Origin of the sequence: Arthrobacter gallicola (assembly GCF_014836775.1) — a bacterium.
Taxonomy (GTDB): Bacteria; Actinomycetota; Actinomycetes; order Actinomycetales; family Micrococcaceae; genus Arthrobacter_B; species Arthrobacter_B gallicola.
In genome coordinates this window covers 175,723-193,670 of record NZ_JACSQD010000001.1, presented here as the reverse complement: position 1 = coordinate 193,670, position 17,948 = coordinate 175,723, and the positions used below count along the sequence as shown (strand labels likewise).

The 17,948-nt window shown below is 64.7% G+C and carries 15 protein-coding genes; 2 read left to right on the top strand and 13 right to left on the bottom strand.

The genetic code is table 11. The features are described 5' to 3' along the window. Window positions 1-31 precede the first annotated feature (31 nt). On the bottom strand, window positions 32-646 hold the full coding sequence (locus H9639_RS00825; RefSeq protein ID WP_191806262.1) for a dihydrofolate reductase family protein: 615 nt from the start codon (window positions 644-646) through the stop codon (window positions 32-34). A gap of 196 nt (window positions 647-842) precedes the next feature. Between H9639_RS00825 and H9639_RS00820 the strand changes: the two genes are divergently transcribed. Beyond that, complete coding sequence (locus H9639_RS00820) at window positions 843-1,373, top strand: DUF2231 domain-containing protein (RefSeq protein WP_191806261.1); 531 nt, start codon at window positions 843-845, stop codon at window positions 1,371-1,373. Here the strand turns inward: H9639_RS00820 and H9639_RS00815 are convergent. The 3 genes from H9639_RS00815 to H9639_RS00805 are packed head-to-tail and all read right to left on the bottom strand — an operon-like array spanning window position 1,370 to window position 3,602. Then, the gene (locus H9639_RS00815) at window positions 1,370-2,056 is read right to left on the bottom strand and encodes a DNA alkylation repair protein (RefSeq protein ID WP_191806260.1); all 687 of its coding nucleotides are present in this window, start codon (window positions 2,054-2,056) and stop codon (window positions 1,370-1,372) included. The two genes, H9639_RS00820 and H9639_RS00815, sit on opposite strands and share 4 nt — an antisense overlap. Window positions 2,057-2,087: 31 nt before the next feature. Next, window positions 2,088-2,603 carry a hypothetical protein gene (locus tag H9639_RS00810; protein ID WP_191806259.1) on the bottom strand — a complete coding sequence of 172 codons (516 nt, stop codon included), beginning with the start codon at window positions 2,601-2,603 and terminating at the stop codon, window positions 2,088-2,090. A gap of 24 nt (window positions 2,604-2,627) precedes the next feature. Next, a complete protein-coding gene (locus tag H9639_RS00805) occupies window positions 2,628-3,602 on the bottom strand; it encodes an arsenic resistance protein (protein WP_191806841.1) in 975 nt (324 codons plus the stop codon). Between the two features lie 128 nt (window positions 3,603-3,730). Here H9639_RS00805 and H9639_RS00800 point away from each other — a divergent pair, with 128 nt between their 5' ends. Next, on the top strand, window positions 3,731-4,000 hold the full coding sequence (locus H9639_RS00800) for a hypothetical protein (protein WP_191806258.1): 270 nt from the start codon (window positions 3,731-3,733) through the stop codon (window positions 3,998-4,000). A gap of 36 nt (window positions 4,001-4,036) precedes the next feature. Here H9639_RS00800 and H9639_RS00795 read toward each other — a convergent pair whose 3' ends face one another. The 9 genes from H9639_RS00795 to uvrA all read right to left on the bottom strand — a co-directional run bounded on the left by H9639_RS00795 (window position 4,037) and on the right by uvrA (window position 17,881). Further along, window positions 4,037-4,495, bottom strand: a complete 459-nt coding sequence (locus tag H9639_RS00795; protein ID WP_191806257.1) for an RHS repeat protein — start codon at window positions 4,493-4,495, stop codon at window positions 4,037-4,039. Between the two features lie 72 nt (window positions 4,496-4,567). After that, window positions 4,568-5,335 (bottom strand): hypothetical protein, encoded by a 768-nt coding sequence (locus tag H9639_RS00790; protein WP_191806256.1) that lies wholly within the window; start codon window positions 5,333-5,335, stop codon window positions 4,568-4,570. A gap of 24 nt (window positions 5,336-5,359) precedes the next feature. Then, window positions 5,360-5,956, bottom strand: coding sequence for a hypothetical protein (locus tag H9639_RS00785; protein ID WP_191806255.1), 597 nt, complete (start codon window positions 5,954-5,956; stop codon window positions 5,360-5,362). A gap of 166 nt (window positions 5,957-6,122) precedes the next feature. After that, window positions 6,123-7,334: an RHS repeat-associated core domain-containing protein gene (locus H9639_RS17125; RefSeq protein WP_191806254.1), complete on the bottom strand. Its 1,212-nt coding sequence runs from the start codon at window positions 7,332-7,334 to the stop codon at window positions 6,123-6,125. Between the two features lie 172 nt (window positions 7,335-7,506). Continuing rightward, the gene (locus tag H9639_RS00775) at window positions 7,507-7,935 is read right to left on the bottom strand and encodes a hypothetical protein (RefSeq protein WP_191806253.1); all 429 of its coding nucleotides are present in this window, start codon (window positions 7,933-7,935) and stop codon (window positions 7,507-7,509) included. Between the two features lie 489 nt (window positions 7,936-8,424). After that, window positions 8,425-8,877 (bottom strand): hypothetical protein, encoded by a 453-nt coding sequence (locus H9639_RS00770; protein ID WP_191806252.1) that lies wholly within the window; start codon window positions 8,875-8,877, stop codon window positions 8,425-8,427. A 29-nt stretch (window positions 8,878-8,906) separates the two neighbouring features. Next, window positions 8,907-14,447, bottom strand: a complete 5,541-nt coding sequence (locus H9639_RS00765; protein WP_191806251.1) for a DUF6531 domain-containing protein — start codon at window positions 14,445-14,447, stop codon at window positions 8,907-8,909. Window positions 14,448-14,692: 245 nt separating this feature from the next. Beyond that, complete coding sequence (locus H9639_RS00760) at window positions 14,693-14,974, bottom strand: pyrophosphorylase (RefSeq protein ID WP_191806250.1); 282 nt, start codon at window positions 14,972-14,974, stop codon at window positions 14,693-14,695. 408 nt (window positions 14,975-15,382) lie between these two features. Beyond that, window positions 15,383-17,881, bottom strand: coding sequence for an excinuclease ABC subunit UvrA (gene uvrA / locus H9639_RS00755; RefSeq protein ID WP_191806840.1), 2,499 nt, complete (start codon window positions 17,879-17,881; stop codon window positions 15,383-15,385). Window positions 17,882-17,948 lie beyond the last annotated feature (67 nt).

Sequence of the window (17,948 nt, the reverse complement as noted above, 5' to 3'; positions counted from 1 at the left end):
CTCTGCTCCGGCCCCCGGCATCCGCGCACTGCTACTCCTGGCCGATAGTGATTCCCGTGATGGGGGTGCCCGCAAGTTCGTAGACCAGAGAGACCGCTCCCTTGGGGAAACCCCTGGGTGGCTGGGCGAGGGTGAAGGCCGCCGGCACCCCCGTCCCGTCAGCGAAAAGCCGTTTGCCGGTGCCGAAGGTCAGTGGATACAGGAAGAGGTTCAGCCGGTCTATCAGGCCATCCTTGAGCAGCGACCGGGCCAGGTCTCCGCTGCCAATAATGTGGATGTCGCTGAACCGATCCTTGAGCCGGGCAACATCCGCTGGTCCTGCCAGCACCTCGGTGCCTTCCCACGAGGGGTCGGCCAGGGACCGGGACACTACGAATTTAGGCATGGCGTTGAACTTGGCGGCGATGGGGTCATCGGGGCTTTGAACGGGCCAGAACGCAGCAAAGATGTCATAGGTTTTGCGGCCGAGAAGTAGGGCGTCCATGCTGTCGATGTTCGCCATGATGGACTGGCCTGCTTCGTCGTCGGAATAGGCAGCCTGCCAGCCGCCGTATTCGAAGCCTCCCTCCGGGTCCTCTTCGGGCCCTCCGGGCGCCTGGTAGACGCCGTCGAGCGTGATGAACAAGTCCAGGGATAGAGTTCCCACGGTGTGCTCCTTTGCCTGCGCGGCGGCCTTTCGCACAGACCGGTGGACCCGGCCAGGGATCGCCGCGCTTAGGGGTGCCACAATAACGGCGAAGGCCGTGGCAGGTCGAGGTTTCTACCCTGTGCAGCAGGCTCATGCGGAGGTATCGTCTGCTGGCGTGAACCGTCTTTCAAGGCCGCAGCGCTTCGTTCGGGCCGTGGGTGAAAGCCCCGCGGCCGAACGGGTGGCTGACGCCCAGGCCGCCTTCTACAAACCGGTTATTGACTGGGCCCGCCGGGGACCGCTGCACACGAACGTGCTTGGCTACTCGATCCATCCGGTACTCACGCACCTGACGCTCGGGTGCTGGGTTAGTGCCTCCATCCTGGATGTGACCGGGGGTGAGCAGGCACAGCGCAGTGCAGGGCTGCTCACCGGCGTCGGGGTCGCGGGAGGCCTGGTGGCGGGGTTTGCGGGCGCGGCCGACTGGGCTGATCTGACGGGAGCCGAGCGGCGCGTCGGCGCAATCCACTCACTGGGCACCGACGTGTCCATGTTCCTGATGATCGGCTCCCTGCTCGCCCGGGGGCGCGGCCGTCACGGAATTGGCATGGGCCTTGGCCTGGCCGGCAACGCTGCTGCTGCCGGAGCAGGGTTCCTGGGCGGCCATCTGGCATTCCGCCAGGGTGTGGCCCGCCGCGACGCTACGGTGATCGAGTTGCGGCCGGACCCGGACAGCGGACCTTAGTTCTCCTGCTGCCGGCGCACGATTTCCGTGATCCACACCGGAGCGTACGGCGAGGTGCAGTTTGCCGGTGTCGGGTAGTCCTTGAGGACCTCCAGCCGCTCCCCGATGCCGATGGCCTGGGAGCGAAGCTCAGGATGGGTGATGCCGATCTGGGCCAGGCAGTTATTCATCGCCCACTGCAGCCGGTCCGGAGCATCCTTCATCTCGGCTTCAATCGTGTCCAGCAGGCCGCGCAGATCCAGTCCGTCAGGACCCTTGGACACCCGCTCACCGGTCAACGCCCAGCCGGCACTGGCCACCACCGGGTCCGGGTCCTCCATCCAGGCGACCCGCAGTTCCTCTGCACAGGAACTCTTTTTTACGACATAGTTCACCAGCCAGTCGTGGACTTTGGGGACGCGTGCTTCGCGCAGCATGGTGTCGAGTTCGCTGCATTCGAAGGCTTTCGGCCGGCAGGTCAGTAATGCCACCAGCCGGGCCGGGGTATCGCCCGTCTTCCACAGCTCCCGGGCCAACTCCTGCTGGGTCTTCAACTGCTTGGCGACAGCGCGCAGCTTGCTCAGATTCACACCGTGATCGTCGCCGTGCTTTTCGTTCACGGCACGAACCTTCGGATCCTCCAGCGCGGCCAGCTGGGCCAGCACCTCATCCACCGTGGTGGCGGTCGTCCCTGTCACAGCCATTTGTGTGCTCTCCGATCGGTGAAATTCCAGCCTACCTTCGGTCAGCTTGCAGGGCGCCTTCGTTGTACAACGCCTCCACACTGCGCCGGCCCACGCCGACCTGCGGCGCCGGTGCAAGAGCGACGTGACCGTAAAGCTCGATCGAGTTTTCGCCAGGGGTCCAAAACGCCGAGTGGTTGCCGTTCGCGTCATCGCCTGAGTCCACAGGTGGACCGAATTCAGCACTGAGACGTTCCCGAACAGCTTCGAATCCAACTTCAGCTAATGCCTCCGAGTCCCGCCTGCCGGAGTAGAGGAAGAAGTTTAGGGAAAACAACTGCCCGCGGAACGCCGCCCATGACCCGTTCTCCAGGAAAATACTCTCGCAGCTGAAAGGGCCGCCGGCACTCCCCGGCACCGGATCGGTGTACTCCAGCGACTCCCCCGGGGTACACCCGAGCCGGTCAAAATAGGCCATGAAGGCGCCGGATTCCCGAGGCCAGGGCGCATCAACCACCCTGGCAATGAAGTGAACAACTGCCTCGGGGGTGGGATCGGTCAACTGCACCAGTGCGTCGCTCGTGGGAGCACCCTACGCCTCTGCTTTGCGCTCACAGGCACTCAGCGGCGCCTCGGGGACAAGCCGCGGGATGAGCCGCACCAAAAGCACCATTCCGGCGAGTTCTACCAGTGTTTGGGTGACGACGGCGAGCGGTGCCAACGCCAGCGGCGCCGGGAGGGCGAGGGCCAGCGGAAGGACCACCAGGGAATTCCGGGTCGCTCCGCTGAAGATGACGGCCCGGCTAGCAGGAACATCCAGCTTCAGTGCGCGGGCCGTTCCCAGCCCGATGGGAACCATGAGGATCAGGAAGGCCGCGTACAGAGGCACGACGGCGAGCAGAGACGGGAGTTCCCCGCCCACAGCACTGATCTGGGAACCAACCACCACGGCCAGGGTAAGCATCATGAGCGGCACCATCAGGTCCTGCACGAACCGCGCGAACCTCGCCGCAGTGCCTGATCTCCGGCTGGCCGACTGCGTCATCGCTGCCAAAGCCAGAGGAACGAGGATCAGCCACACCAGAGCGGCGACAAACGGCCCGGGGTCCAGGAGCGCGCCAATGTCCGGGCCCACAAAGACCAGCAGGTAAAGGGGCAGCAGAAGCATCTGGAGCACCATCAGGACGGGCGCGGCAGCCAGAAGCCGGTCACTGGAGCCACCAGCCAGGCCGGAGAACACGATGACGTAGTCGATGCAGGGGGTCAGCAGGACCATCGACATCCCGATCAGCAGTGCCTGCTCCCCCGCGATAAAGCGGGTCAGGCTCAAAACAACAACCGGTACCAGCAGGAAGTTCAGGACCAGGACGGCGGCCATAAACCTGCCGTCACGCACGGCCTCGATCAGCCTGCCGAAAGGAATGCCCAGAAACGTCGCGTACAACAGCGCGCCGAGGGCCGGGTTAACGGTGGACTCGAATACCGGCGCGGTCTTCGGGAGGAACCACCCGATCAGGGCCCCCGCGAGGAGCGCGCCGAGATAGAGCGAAATCTGGTGCCGATCCATGCGGTCAATGAGTCCGGGGAAGTTCACTCCCCTATCCTTCCACCTCAGTTCCACCCGGTCCGGCTGTGAGTCAGGGTTGCCCCTGCCACCTGCGTGACAGGGTTCCGCAACCGTCGTAGGCTCAGCCGATGAGCGAACCCGGAGAACGCGCTAAGGGCAGGCACACTACGGGCATGCTGGCTGTGACGGGGACCGGATCACTCGTCCTTTTGTGGACCAACAACCATTTCGCCGAACCTTGGAGCTGGGTTCTGCTCGGCGGCGGCATCATCCTGCTCGCCGCTACCATTGCACTCCTGGCACGGCTGGTTCTCCAGCAAAGGGACGACTACTGGCAGGAACGTGGCCGGGACCCAAGGCATCCGGATGCCCATCGGGTGGGTGACGAGGAGATGTAGCCTTCTGGCCCTGCGGAGAGTCCGGGTCAGGCGGCTTTAATACCCACGGCGAGCTCTGCGAGCGGAGAGTTTCGTTGCCGGTAAGTTTTGGTGGCCCCCGCCCAGCGGGTCAGTGATCCGGACCAGCCGGCCCCGGGAGTCGTACTCGAACCGGGTCCGCCTGCCCACACCGTTGAGGGTCTCGACCAGTTCCCCGACCGCGTTGTACTTAAACCGGCGGGTCCCGTACCAAGAATCCTGCGAGAAACTCAGCCGCCCGGCCTTGTCATACCCGTACCGGGCCACCCCGGAGCCGGAGCCGGGGCTGCGGCGCAGCACCAGCCACCCGCACGCGTCATAACCGAAGGACTCGGTGTCCCCGGTCGGCAGGATCCGGGCCACCACCCGCTGATCGACGTCGTACACCAGTTCCGTCACCGCACCCAGCGGGTCCACGGTCTTCCACGGCCGGCCGCAGTCGTCGTACAGCCCTCCCTCGCCGTCGAGCAGCTCCACCGGATTCCCGGCCGCGTCATACAGGTGGCTGCGCCTGCGCCACGACAGGACCCCAGCGGAAGGGGTGTCCGCCTAAACGGCCGATTCCTTGCCAGCGACACCGCGAACTCGAAGCGCTTTACCCCTATCAGGTTGGAGAACGCCCCGTTCTTTCCTGATTTTCGAGGCACGGTACTCATCACGGCAAAACACAAAAGCCGGGCGCCCACCATAAACGCACGCCACGGCGCCCACCGGCAGCACCCAGGCAGGGTAATTTTCACCGTCGCCCACAAAGAACATCACCGCACAAAAGACTGCGAATCCTAGGTAGATCGACGAAATGAGAATTCCGACGGGGAGTGATCGTAGGTTGTATGGGTCGTCGGAAGGCGAGACCTGCTCATCCTTGCGGTAGCTGTGCAGCGTTCCAGCAACAGTCCTCCGAAGGACCCGCTCCTCTCCCCGGGCAAGCGCTTCCCTGTGTTCGTCAAACACTGCCTGATCAGGGCGATGCCCTCCGTCGGGGGCCGCAGACGACCCGCCGGAACTGATCACAAAGGCAGGCCCGGCCTTCGCGATAATGGGACGCATCCCCGAGGCGGCGACGACGAATGCGATGGTGGCGACGTAGGCCGCCACTTCCGTATAGACAGCCAGCGCCAGTGCCCCACACAAGCAGGCCCAGATGACAGCCATCAATAGGGCTACCGCACCGACGCCTCTGGGCCGCATCTGCACCCGGACCCCAGCGATCTCCACCCGGCGTCGCTGCCAGACTTTCGCCAGATAGAGCACTAACAGGATCAGACCAAAGCCCACCACGGCGACAACAGTCGCCACCACCAGACCCTCCAGCACGCAATACCCCCCCGTGTCAGTGGATTACCCCGGAAGGGCTCCGCTCTCGATCATCAGCAATTCAGCCATCACAAACTGCCCGTACACCGCCCCAAGAAGCATCGGCGGCAGCAGAATGTAATAGCCTATACGTGACTTCTTGCCCATATGGTGCGCCCTGCGGCTGGTGCTGGGACGCACGAGGACGATCAGCGCCACCGGGATGACACCTATCGCGAAGGGCATAGGCATTCCGCTGCGCCCGAATCTGCCCGAGTACGGCAACCTCGTGTCCACAGGCACGTTTTGAAAAACGTATACGGCCATTCCTACACACACCACGAACGCGACAACGCCGAGGATAGTTACGATCCTTATCGCCCTCTTCCCCAACAGCAGGTCGCGCTCGGTCAGGGAACCACGCAATGCGCTGCTCCCGCCTTCGGAAACAACGTTTCGCCTAGTCACTAAAAAGTTCTCCTCAATGACGTACTTTCCGCTGTCAACAATAACGGCTGCATGTATTTCCGTATATGTGGAGGCAGCATGAGCGCCTCGGGGGGTACCGAGTTCAGAAACTGTCAGTCCACCGCCGGCGTCTAACAGCAGTCGTTCTGGACCGTACCCCTGACCGGATATCATTCCGTCAACGAAACCTCCAGCCGCAGAACTACCCGCCGTGGCTGTGTGCCGGATCGTTCTTTCAAAGTTCGTGCTGGAATGACCAAAGATGTGCTGAGCAGGCGCATTGGTCACGTTGCTGACGGCACCGTTGGCAGCTGCGCCCGCGAGACCCAGAGGACTCCTGTCATCCGCGGTGACCAGGTACTGCCCGGAATTGATGATTGCTCCAGTAGTACCATCGGCGATTGCGTGGTTCGCTATCTGGCCCGCGGGCACCCGTGCCACAGCGGCCCCTGCGCCGGGGCTGATGTGTGAAACGGCGGAAGTGACAGCGGTCCCGGCGCGGGACGCAGCACTTGAAATCGCGGTGCCGGTTTGAGAGGCGCACATACGGCCGAGTCCAGAAGTGACCATCCCGCCCACCTTTCCAGCCACCGGGCCAGCCATGAAGCCTACTGCGCCCGTAACCGCAACCTGCCCCCCAGTCCACCGAACCCGTCGTGGCCTTCTGAATGATCGTGTCTGCGCCAGCACTCATCAGCATTACCCCCAGCGCACTACCCCCACCGGTAGCGATGAGCAAACCACCGGCGAGCACCATGGCCCCGCCGATAACGTATTCGCCGTACTTCCCCCACCAATCCCCCGCAGCAGCCAGGAAGGCGCCCCTGGGATCGTCGAGGTTCTTCAGCTCCTCATCCGTCATCGGCCGCAAGCCCGTCGGATCGGTGGCGTTCAGCGGATTATTCCCCGCATACGCATACGGATTCCCGTCCCACCCCGCGCCGAGCACCGGGGCCAGAGGATCCGTGGAGAGGAAACCACGGGCCACGGGGTCATAGGCCCGGGCACCGAGCCATTCCAGGCCCGCGATTTCCAGGCCGCCGCCACCGGTCAGGCTCACCCCGGACGGCAGCATCCCCGCCCGCCCGGACAACCCGGACAACGCACCCGCAGCGCCCATCCCGGCAGCTGCACCAGGTTCCGGGACCATAGACATGCCCAGCACCGCCCACGGATCGGTTGCGTCCGTGGGTCGGGCGGCACGCCACCCCGGCGCCAGCCACGCCTCGCCGAAACCGGTGACGCCACCGGGCAGGTTCAACACCTGCTGATCGCTGATACCCGCCAGGGTTGGCACCGGGTTCGCGGTATCCCACCACACCGGGCACCCATCCACCGAGGCGAGTTCACCCAGGGCATCCACCCAGAGTTCATGCCCGGCGGTTTCACCGCCATCGGGGGTGCGGTCGACCGTGCCGCGCAGATACCCGGACTCACCCCAGACGTATTCCGTCCAGGACCCGTCCGGGCCAATCAGCCGGGAACGGCGTCCCAGCCCGTCATACACATACCCGGTCCGGGACCCGGTCCGGGACCCGTCCGGCTCCGGCACCGAGACCAAATATGGCTCTCGTCCGGGTACCTCCGGTCTTCTCTTCGCGATGCGCGGCAATGGGATTCTCTACGAAGACCTGCAATCTTTGACAGCTGACGTCAGCCGCTTGATTGAAAACAATAGCGGTGCCCATCGATATCGAGTCTATGACCGACTTGCCGGACACAAACTATCCGGGCAGGGCGCCGCCTTCGATCAATAGTGCCTCAACGAGAATCCACTGGGTATAGACAATCCCTCCGACGACCAGCGTTCCGAAGGTATAAACCCCAATGCGTGATCCCTTGCGCATGTGGTGGGCATCCGGCTTCCTACCTTGGCGCCACAGAACAAAGAGTCCAATCGGGGCAGGAGATACGGCAATTGGCATCGGTATACCGTTCCTGCCGTACTGTCCACTGTACGGAAGCATGGTAGCCAATGGAACACTTATGAATACATAGACCGCCAATCCGAGGGAAATAGTGAATGCGATTACGATGACGACGTCTATGAACCTCGATGCCTTCTTACCTAGAATTAAATCCTGCTCGGTAAGCGGGCTCGCAACGCCGCCCGTCCGTGACGAATCGTCTTTTTCATTTTCTACGGCAGCCATCCAATCTCTTCAAATATGAACTCTGAACTCTCTACAATAACGTCCTCATGGGCTCCACCATAGGCGGCCATAGCGTGCGTCCCCCATCCAGGATTTGGACTCAACTCTGAGGCTCCGGGGAAACGGGTCGGACCTCCCCCGGTCAAACATTGAAGCTAATATCGACAGCGGAGTACCCCTGACCTGAGAGGCCGCTATCGACGAATCCACCGGCAACCGAGCTTCCCGCGCCGATTCCGAACTGAATGATTCCGGAGAAACGCCCCGTCGTGGGAGCCAGATAGCCTCCAGGCCAGCCACCAGCACCGCTGCTTCCCGTTCCACATGGTCCTGAGACCCGGCACTTATGACCGCCACGGTTGCGGCCAACAGTACGACGCCGAAAACTAACATACCCCGGACCTTATACTGAGTACCTTTTCCCACTAATTCGACCGCTCCTCAAACTGCACCGATTTTGACCGAATTGCGCAAGTTCAAAAACCGGTCTCAGCCGACCTTCTCGAAAGACCATACTTTGGGAATTGTCCCGGTGACGTCAGTCAGCCAGCGAAGTGAGTTGGTCGCCTCCCCTATTTCAAAGGTATAGAGTCCGCCTTGGGCCAGCTCGGCAGCTATATCATCACGATTCGACTCAGTGATTCCCGAGGAAAGCGTCAGCGTTCCGCAGTCCGATGATTCAATCAGCACCTGAGACCAAGAGGCGGCGCCTCGTGCGCTGGCTGACGAAACGCCTCCGTTAGCATCCGTAACGGTGCACTCGATCCGCGTCCGATGGCCCTCGTCGTATTTTCCTATGGCCCAGGGGCCACCCACTACAAAAAGACCCAGAACGGGCACCACGGAAACGATTCCCCAAAATACCCATCGATCTTTACGTAACTGCTCCGGAGATTTACCACCCGGCAGACCGTTTGCATGGCCTTCGCTGAAATTACCCATATTCTTCTCCCGGCCCTTGTCTAGTGACTCTAAGGCGCTCGATGCACTCCCACAGTAGGACCGTCTGCTCCATTGATGAATCCTAGTGTGCCAGCGACGACGTAGTCTTCGAAACTTGAACCTCCCGGTCGAACGGCCTGATTAGCAGTTCCTCCGACCGCACCTATTACTCGGTCCAACCCCTCCGTGACCCCCGTTGTCCAGCGTGCGACGTTGGGCGCCACTGCGTGGCTACTCAGACCTTCAGGATAGACGGGGGTTATCGGCAACCGTGAGGCCGCAGCTGCGGTCACCTTGCTGCCTAAAATTCCGAAGCCGGCACTGGTTCCAAAGCCGGTTGCGGCATTTCCGAGGTATCCCATCACGTTTTTTTCCCCGATGTAGTTGTAGTGGTAGTCCGCAACGTTGGACGTAGCACCAGATGCCCCTGCTGCTGTTGCGGCCCGTCCTGTGCTGCTGAACGCAGAGCGAAGAACTGACTGCGCCGCTCCCGTCCCGGTTTTTGCCACTGACGGCGCGAACCTGGACATAACGCCTGCTGCCCCACCGCCGACGAAGCCGGACGCACCCCCAATGAGGGCATTCGTCCCCACCTTGCCCCAGTCCACCTGCCCGTTCACTGTTTTTTCCTTGGCAATCGTGACGCCACCACTGATCAACGCACCGGAAGCCGCACCAATCAGCGCCACACCCACCGGGCCACCCACACCAGTGAACATCAGCGCAACGCCGACAACAATCGCCGCCCCCGCAACCACATATTCCCAGTGGCTTCCCACCGACTTATCGAGGGCCTTCAGTTCCTCATCCGTCAACGGCCGCAAGCCGCTGGGATCCGTAGCGTTCAGCGGGTTGTTCCCGGCGTAGGAGTACGGGTTCCCGTCCCACCCAGCACCCAGCACAGGTGCCAGCGGATCCGTGGACAAGAAACCACGAACCATGGGGTCATACGCGCGGGCGCCGAGCCATTCCAGGCCCGCGATCTCCAGGCCGCCGCCACCGGTCAGGCTCACCCCGGACGGCAGCATCCCCGCCGGCCCGGACAACCCGGACAACGCCCCCGGGGTACCCATCCCGGCACCTGCACCCGGTTCCGGAACCACCGACACCCCCAGCACCGCCCACGGGTCAGCCTGATCGGTGGGTCGGGCGGCACGCCACCCCGGCGCCAGCCACGATTCTCCGACCCCGGTCACACCGCCGGGCAGATTCAGCACCTGCTCCGACCCGACCCCCGCCAGAGTCGGAACCGGGTTGGCGGTATCCCACCAGACCGGGCACCCGTCCACCGAAGCGAGTTCACCCAGGGCATCCACCCACAGTTCATGCCCGGCAACCTTCTCCCCATCCGGGGTCCGGTCCACCGTGCCGCGCAGATACCCGGTCTCACCCCACGCGTACTCGGTCCAGGACCCGTCCGGGCCGATCAGCCGGGAACGGCGGCCCAACCCGTCGTAGACATACTCGGTCCGGGACCCGTCCGGTTCGGTCACCGAGACCAGCTGGCCGGCCGCATCATAAGCAAACGATCGGGGTCCGGCCGGGGTGAACTCCCGCACCAAACGCCCACCGCCGTCGTACTGCCACTCCGAGACCTGTGTCCGGGCCGAGGACGCAGCACCGGACTCCCCCAAAGGCGTGGTCGCCGCATCCACCAGCTGCCCCGCACCGTCATACCCATACCGGGTCACCGCCCCGGCACGGGTCAGGCCCGTGATCCGGCCATCCTCGTCCCGGCCGATCAGCGTGACATCCGCTGACGCAGCAGAATCCGAAAGATCCGTGCGGGTGTGCTCGGCCAGGAACCCGTTCCGATACTCCCACTCCTGCACCAGCTCCCCCGCCGACACAGCGGTCAGGCGACCGGACGCATCATGGGTAAACGTTGCCTCGCCCAGCCGGGGATTGTGGACCGTCGTCACCCGGCCGGCAGCATCACGGGAATAGGTGGTCGTCGTACCGGTGGTGTCGGTGAACCCGGTCCGGTGCCCGTCCGCATCATAAGACCAGGACAACCCCTGCCCGCCCCTGGTCCGGGACGTCAGCTGACCGCGCCGGTCAAAACCGAGCTCGTGCTCCACGACCAGCCCGTCATCCCCGGTGTGATCAGTGATGACCACCCGCCGGGACATGGCGTCCCGGTCAACACTGCACAGCAGTCTCCCGTTGAACGACGTGCTCTTCTCCCGGCCCGCCGCGTCATACGTCCAGGTGGTGGTGTTGCCGGCCGGATCCGTCTGGGAGTGCTGCCGCCCCGCAGGGTCATAGGTTGCGGTGGTGACCCGGCCAAGCGGATCCGTCACCGAACCGACCTGATCCGTGTCCGTATACGTGCGGATGGTGACTCCGCCGGTTGGGTCGGTGATCCGGACCAGCCGGCCCCGGGCGTCGTACTCGAACCGGGTCCGCCCGCCCACACCGTTAACCGTCTCCACCAGTTCCCCGGCCTGGTTGTAAACAAACCGGCGGGTCCCGTACCAGGAATCCTGGCAGAAACTCAGCCGCCCGGCCTTGTCATACCCGTACCGGGCCACACCCGCACCGGGGCCGCGGCGCAGTACCAGCCGCCCGCACGCGTCGTAGCCGAACGTCTCGGTGTCCCCGGTCGGCAGGATCCGGGCCACGACCCGCTGATCGACGTCGTAGCTCAGTTCCGTGACCGCGCCCAGCGGGTCCGTGGTCTTCCAGGGCCGGCCGCAGTCGTCGTACTCGTATCGGGTCACCGCCCCCGAGGGGGAGGTGATCGTGGTGATCTTCCCGGCAACATCCCGGCCCAGGACGGTGAGCCCGCCCTCGCCGTCGAGCAGTTCCACCGGGTTCCCGGCGGCGTCATAGGTGACCAGCTCCGCGGTGCCGTCCTCGGACTCGGACCGGACGGGCCGCCCGTACTCATCGAAACTATAGGTCGCGGCGGAGAACGCGTCCCGGATCGTTGCGGTCCCGGCCGTCCGGTCCGTTGACGCATCGATCCGCACCCCGGTGGGATCCACGACCGCGGTCAGCGCCCCCACCTTGTCATACTCCCGGATCCAGTCATGCCCGGCCGGGTCCGTGATCCCGGTCAGCCGGGACAGTGTGTCGTGGGTGAAGCCCCAGCGGGCGCCGTCGGGCAGGATAGCGGCAGTGACATTGCCGAGCTCATCAAAGATCCGCTCAGTGCTCCGTCCCAGCGGGTCCGTGGTGCGCACCAGTTCGCCGTTGGCGGCGTACTCCAGGGCGGTCCGGCCGCCGTCTGGGGCGACGACGGCGGTGATCCGGCCGGCGGCGTCGTGCTCGAAGGACCAGGCAGCGTCGTCCGGGTCCTCCCGCCGGACCAGCAGCCCGGCAGCGTCATAGGTGAAGCGGGTCTGCGCCCCAGAGGGACTGATGGCTGTGACGGGCCGGCCGGCGGAGTCACGGACAATCCGTGCGGTATCCCCTGCCGCATTGGACGTGGCGGTCAGCTCCCCGTAAGCGTCGTACTCGAAGCCAACACTCACCCCGGCCGGATCGGTAACCCGACGCAACAGTCCGTCCTGCCAGGTCAGTTCGGTACGCCCGCCCAGGGGATCCAGGATGACCGCCGGGTCCCGGCTGAGCTCGTCCGCATACTCATACGTGACCACCGATCCGGACTCGGTAACCAGGGTGGTGATCCGGTCCTGCTCATCCCACCCGTAGGTCAGGTCCGCGCCCTCGGCCGTGACAGTCCGGGTCTTCCGGCCGCGCTCGTCATAGGCATGGACCGTGACGGAACCGTCCCGCTCGGTAAAGGAGACCAGGTTGCCCTGCGCATCGTAGGCCATGGACTGCCGCTGATCGTGGGAATCCAGCACCCCAACCAGGCGGCCCTTGGTATCAGCGATCCAGGAATTGGACCGGGTTCCGTCCTCATCGGAAACGACGGTGACCCGGCCGGGAAGGTACGCGAACCGGGTCCGCCGCCCGTGCTGGGTCACCTGCAGGACCACCCGGCCCTGCTCGTCATACGTGTTCTCCGCTTCCAGCACCCCGGCAGCCGAGTAGACGGCGTCGATCAGCCCGGCGTCGTTCCACCGGTAGGTGCGGGTGCCGGTTTCGGTAGTCACCGTGACCAGCCGGCCGGCGTCGTCGTACCCGTACTCCACCCGGCGTCCGTCCGAGGCCCGGACCACGGCCACGAGCCCGTCCACGTACTCCACGTCCAGGAACCGGCCCCGCACATGCTCCACACGGTTTACGACGGCGGTGGCCGCAGCGCCGTACACCTCACCGACACCTGCTGCGCCGATACCTGCCGTGTTCTCCCGCAGCACGGAAACGGTGCGGCCGGGCCCGGCCCCGGTGCCCAGCCACTGACCCGCCAGCGTGTAAGCCCACCAGGAGCCCTGGTTATCCCGGACCACCAGCACCTCGGTACTGCCCGCGGGCACGGACGTCAGTTCCCCCAGGACCGGCGCAGTCACCGGTTCCCGGGTCAACCAGTAATTCTCGCCCACACCGCGGGCCCAGCCCTCGCCGTCGCGCGGGAAGTCCACGGCCCGGCCGTCCGCCAGCACCCACCGGCAGCCCTCATCGGAGAGCACCAGGTGCTGATCCAGGACCGAAGCCCAGCCCGGACCAAACACACCCGGGGTTTCCAGCCCGGAGGCCAGCGAGTTATACATCCGGGTCAGCAGCAGGTTCGAAGCAGTCCCGGTGAACCCCAGATCCGCTTCCGGCTCAATGAAGTTACCCGTGGCGGTGTTCACCGGGTCATTAGCGTAGCCGGTGCTGGGCATCGCACCCGCGGCCGTGGGCGGATCGATAGACAGCCCGTCCCGGCCCACGCTCACCCCGGCCGCGGCCAGCGACGCCGCGAGGGCAGCGTCGGAGACCGTGGACACGTTCCCGGTACCGCCGGCCGCTGCGAACGCGTTCGCTACAATATCCGCCCACTCGGCATCTTTTCTGTTCGCTTCCAAGTACTCGCGATAAGCCCGGACCACTCCGGACGCATCGATCTTCCCCCAATCGCACGCAGATTCGAACCAGGAGATGCGGTGGTTGAGGTTGCCCTCGGAGGACGCCAACTCATCGTTCAACTCACGCGTCCTGGCAGCGAAGGCCCACAGATTATCCGGGCGCGCCGAGGAGGTTCCCCCGCCGTATCCACCGGCCCCAACCATCGGAGCCCGCGTCCCCACCACGGGATCTGAGGTGGGGAAGGAGGGGCCCGGAACCGGATCCATATTTGGCCGGTCTTCTCCGCCGGTCCACCAATCCTGGAACTTCTCCCACCCGTTGCGGTTGAGATAGTCCTGGACCCAGGCATTGTTCTCTTTGCGCCGCGCGTCTTCCTCCTCGGCGAGGGTAATCAAACGCCGCACCAATCCAGCAGCCTCCCGCAGTGCACCGGCTAAATCCGTTGCACTTGTGGCTGCGGTAACGGCGTTGTCGCTGAAGATCGTCGAGAAATGTCCCTGGAAGTCCGTTTTCGCGTTGGCGACCGCAGCCGCCCTGGCCCCGGCCTGTCCCTCGAGTCTGTCCGCCTCAGTGGTGAACGCCGACTCCAGCGCTTCGGCCGAGTCGTATCTGAACCGCCCACCGTAGCTGGCATCAGACTCCGGCAACAACCGCATTTTGACAGGATCATCCATAATCAGCGCCCCCCACTGAACAAAAAATGGAAAAGAAGAAAACAAAAACCGCGGCACTCGGCCGGGCAAAATCACCCAGAAAACAGCACCGGAACCCCAAAGCGGGGCGTCAAAGGAACGGCACCAACCCGACTACCGTCCCAAAGCCCGCTTAATGCCCGGGCAGCTGGCCGCAGCAATAGCTGCCCGGGCCTTGCGCGAAGAGAAGAGCGTGACGCCTAAGCGCCGCCACCGGCGGAGAAGATATCCTGCGAGATCTTCTCCAGCTGCGTGCGCAGCTCTTCGAGTTCCTGGCGGGCCTTATCCAGAGCGGCCTTCGTCTCAGGCCACGTGGAGCCGCGGAACTGTGCGGCCAGCGGGCCGTCCCACACGTTCGGGTCCGACAGGATCTTTCCCTGCGCATCCAGCGCCGAAATCTGGTCCGTAAAACCGCCGTTAATGATGGACTGGACCTGGCCAATGGCAGACTTTGCCTGCTCAGTAGACAACACACGCGACATAAGATTTCCCCCCATTTGTAAGATGACCGTGTATCCGCCGGCTGCAGCGCGCGCCCGGCGCCCGGACTACCGCACGATACCAAGATCACTGATTAATTCCAACAAATCAGAATTGAGGGGTCGATATCCGCAACCGCGCTGTCAAACCCCTGCGCGACACACACACTTTGTGCATCAGACGATCCATCGAATCCGGGGGGATCGCCATCTACGGAAATCTACAATTTTGGGCACCTGATTCTTCGCACGCCTGAACCGAACCGACCGAGCCAGCCACGGCTACCGGCGGCCGGAGGGTCCGGGTTAGGCGGCTTTAATACTCCCGGCGAGCCCTGCGGGCTGGGAGTTTCGTTGCCGCCGTTCCGGATCCTCCTGCCGCACCTCGGAATGAGGCAGAAGCAGGAGAGCTCAGCCCAGCCGCTTCAACGCAGCAGCAAGATACGGCGCCGTCCGCGACGCTTCGCATGCTGCCACCTCGTCGGCCGTTCCGGCGCAAATGATGCGTCCGCCGTCGTCGCCGCCGGCCGGACCCATATCGATGACCCAGTCCGCCGACGCCACCACGTTCATTGAGTGCTCCACCACCACCACGGTGTTGCCAGCGTCCACCAGCCGGTTTAGCTGGGCCAGCAGCAGCTGCACGTCCTGCGGGTGCAGCCCGGTGGTCGGCTCATCCAGCAGGTACAGCGTGTGCCCGCGCCGGGCGCGCTGCAGTTCCGTCGCCAGCTTGATCCGCTGGGCCTCACCGCCGGAAAGCTCCGTGGCGGGCTGACCCAGCCGCAGGTAGCCCAGACCGACGTCGAGCAGGGTCTGCAGGCTGCGTGCCGCCGCCGGAAGATCGGCAAGGAACTCGGCAGCCGTTTCCACCCGCATGGCCAGCACGTCGGCAATGGACTTGCCGCGGTAGGTGACCTGCAGGGTTTCCTCGTTGTAGCGCGCGCCGTGGCAGACCGGGCAGGGCCCATAGGTGCCGGGCAGGAACAAGAGTTCGACGGCGAGGAACCCTTCACCCTGGCAGGCCTCGCAGCGGCCGCCGGCCACGTTGAAGGAGAACCGGCCGGCGGTGTAGCCGCGTGCCCGAGACTCGTCCGTGGAGGCGTAGAGCTTGCGGACGGCGTCGAACAGGCCCGTGTAGGTGGCCAGGTTTGAGCGCGGGGTGCGGCCGATGGGACGCTGGTCCACCTTCACCAGCCGGTCAAGATGTTCCAGGCCGGCGATGCTGCGCACCTGGACGCGGGGATCCTGGTCCGGGACGCTTCCGGCCCCGCCGGATTCGTCAGAAACCGCGTCCTCGTCCGGTTCCGGCGGAGCGCTATTAACCTGGGTGCCGACCGCTTCGGCCAGCACCTGGCTGACCAGGGTCGATTTACCGGAACCGGACACACCGGTAACGGCCGTCAGCACGCCCAGCGGAATGTCGGCGTCGAGCTCCCGCAGGTTGTGCCGGGTGATGCCCTTCAGCGAGAGCCAGCGCTCGGCACGGCGGCGGGCAGGAACGGTGTCCTCCGATTCTCCGAAAAGGAAGGGACGGGTGGCGCTCTCCGCAACGTCGGCGAGTCCGGCCACCGGACCGCTGTAGAGGACCGTCCCGCCGCCGTCGCCCGCCTGCGGCCCGACGTCGACAATCCACTCGGCGCTGCGCACCACGTCCATGTTGTGCTCGACGACGAACACGGAGTTCCCGGCGTCCTTGAGCTCCTGGAGCACGGCCAGCAGCGGTTCGGCGTCTGCCGGGTGCAGACCGGCGGAGGGTTCATCCAGGACATACACAACGCCGAACAGCCCGGAGCGCAGCTGCGTGGCAATCCGCAGCCGCTGCATCTCCCCCGGCGACAGGGTCGGTGTGGCCCGGGAGAGGCTGAGATAGCCCAGGCCCAGGGAAATCAGCGCTTCCAGCCGGGACAGCAGGTCACGGGTAATGGTGACCGCAACTTCGGTGTCTTCGTTCGATGACGCAGACCGGGACGCGGTGCCCGCGGCTTTCAGCTCCGCCGTCGGCCGGATGATCTCCGCCAGTTCGCCCAGCGTCGCCCCGTTCAGTTCGGCGATGTTGCGGCCCGCGAAGGTCACGGCCAATGCCTCGGGCCGCAGGCCGGCGCCCCCGCACACCGGGCACGGGCCGGAGACCATGTACTCAAGCACGCGTTCACGCATCTTCGCGCTGCCGGAATCGGCAAGGGTGTGCAGCACATAGCTTTTCGCGCTCCAGAACCTGCCCTTGTACGGTTTGGCAACCCGGTCGCGCTGCGGGGTGATGGTCACCACCGGCTGCTCGTCGGTGAAGAGGATCCAGTCGCGGTCCCTTTTCGGCAGCTTCCGCCAGGGCACATCGACGTCGTAGCCGAGGTGAATCAGGATGTCCCGGAGGTTCTTGCCCTGCCACGCACCGGGCCAGGCAGCAATGGCGCCGTCCCGGATACTCAGCGACGGATCCGGGACCAGGGACTCTTCGGTGACGGTGTGCGCGATGCCCAGGCCGGAGCATTCACGGCAGGCGCCGGCGGCGGTGTTGGGCGAGAAGGCGTCCGAATCCAGGCTGCCTGGCTCGGCGTCGGCCGGGTAGGTACCGCCGCGGGAAAACAGCATGCGCATGGAGTTGGAGAGGGTGGTCAGCGTTCCCACCGTGGAGCGCGAGCTGGCGGTGCCGCGCCGCTGCTGGAGTGCGACGGCGGGAGGCAGCCCCGTGATGGCCTCTACCTTGGGATTGTGGCCCTGGGAGATCAGCCGGCGGGCATAGGGAGCCACGGACTCGAAGTACCGCTTCTGCGCTTCGGCATAGATAGTGCCGAAGGCCAGTGATGATTTGCCGGAACCGGAAATGCCGGTGAAGGCCACGATCGCGTCGCGGGGGATGTCGACGTCGACGCTGCGGAGGTTGTTCTCCTCGGCTCCGCGGACCCGGACCATACCGTTGCCGGCGGTGCTGTTGGTGTTGGGAGCGGACTGGACGGCGGGTTCAGGTTTGCTGCTCACC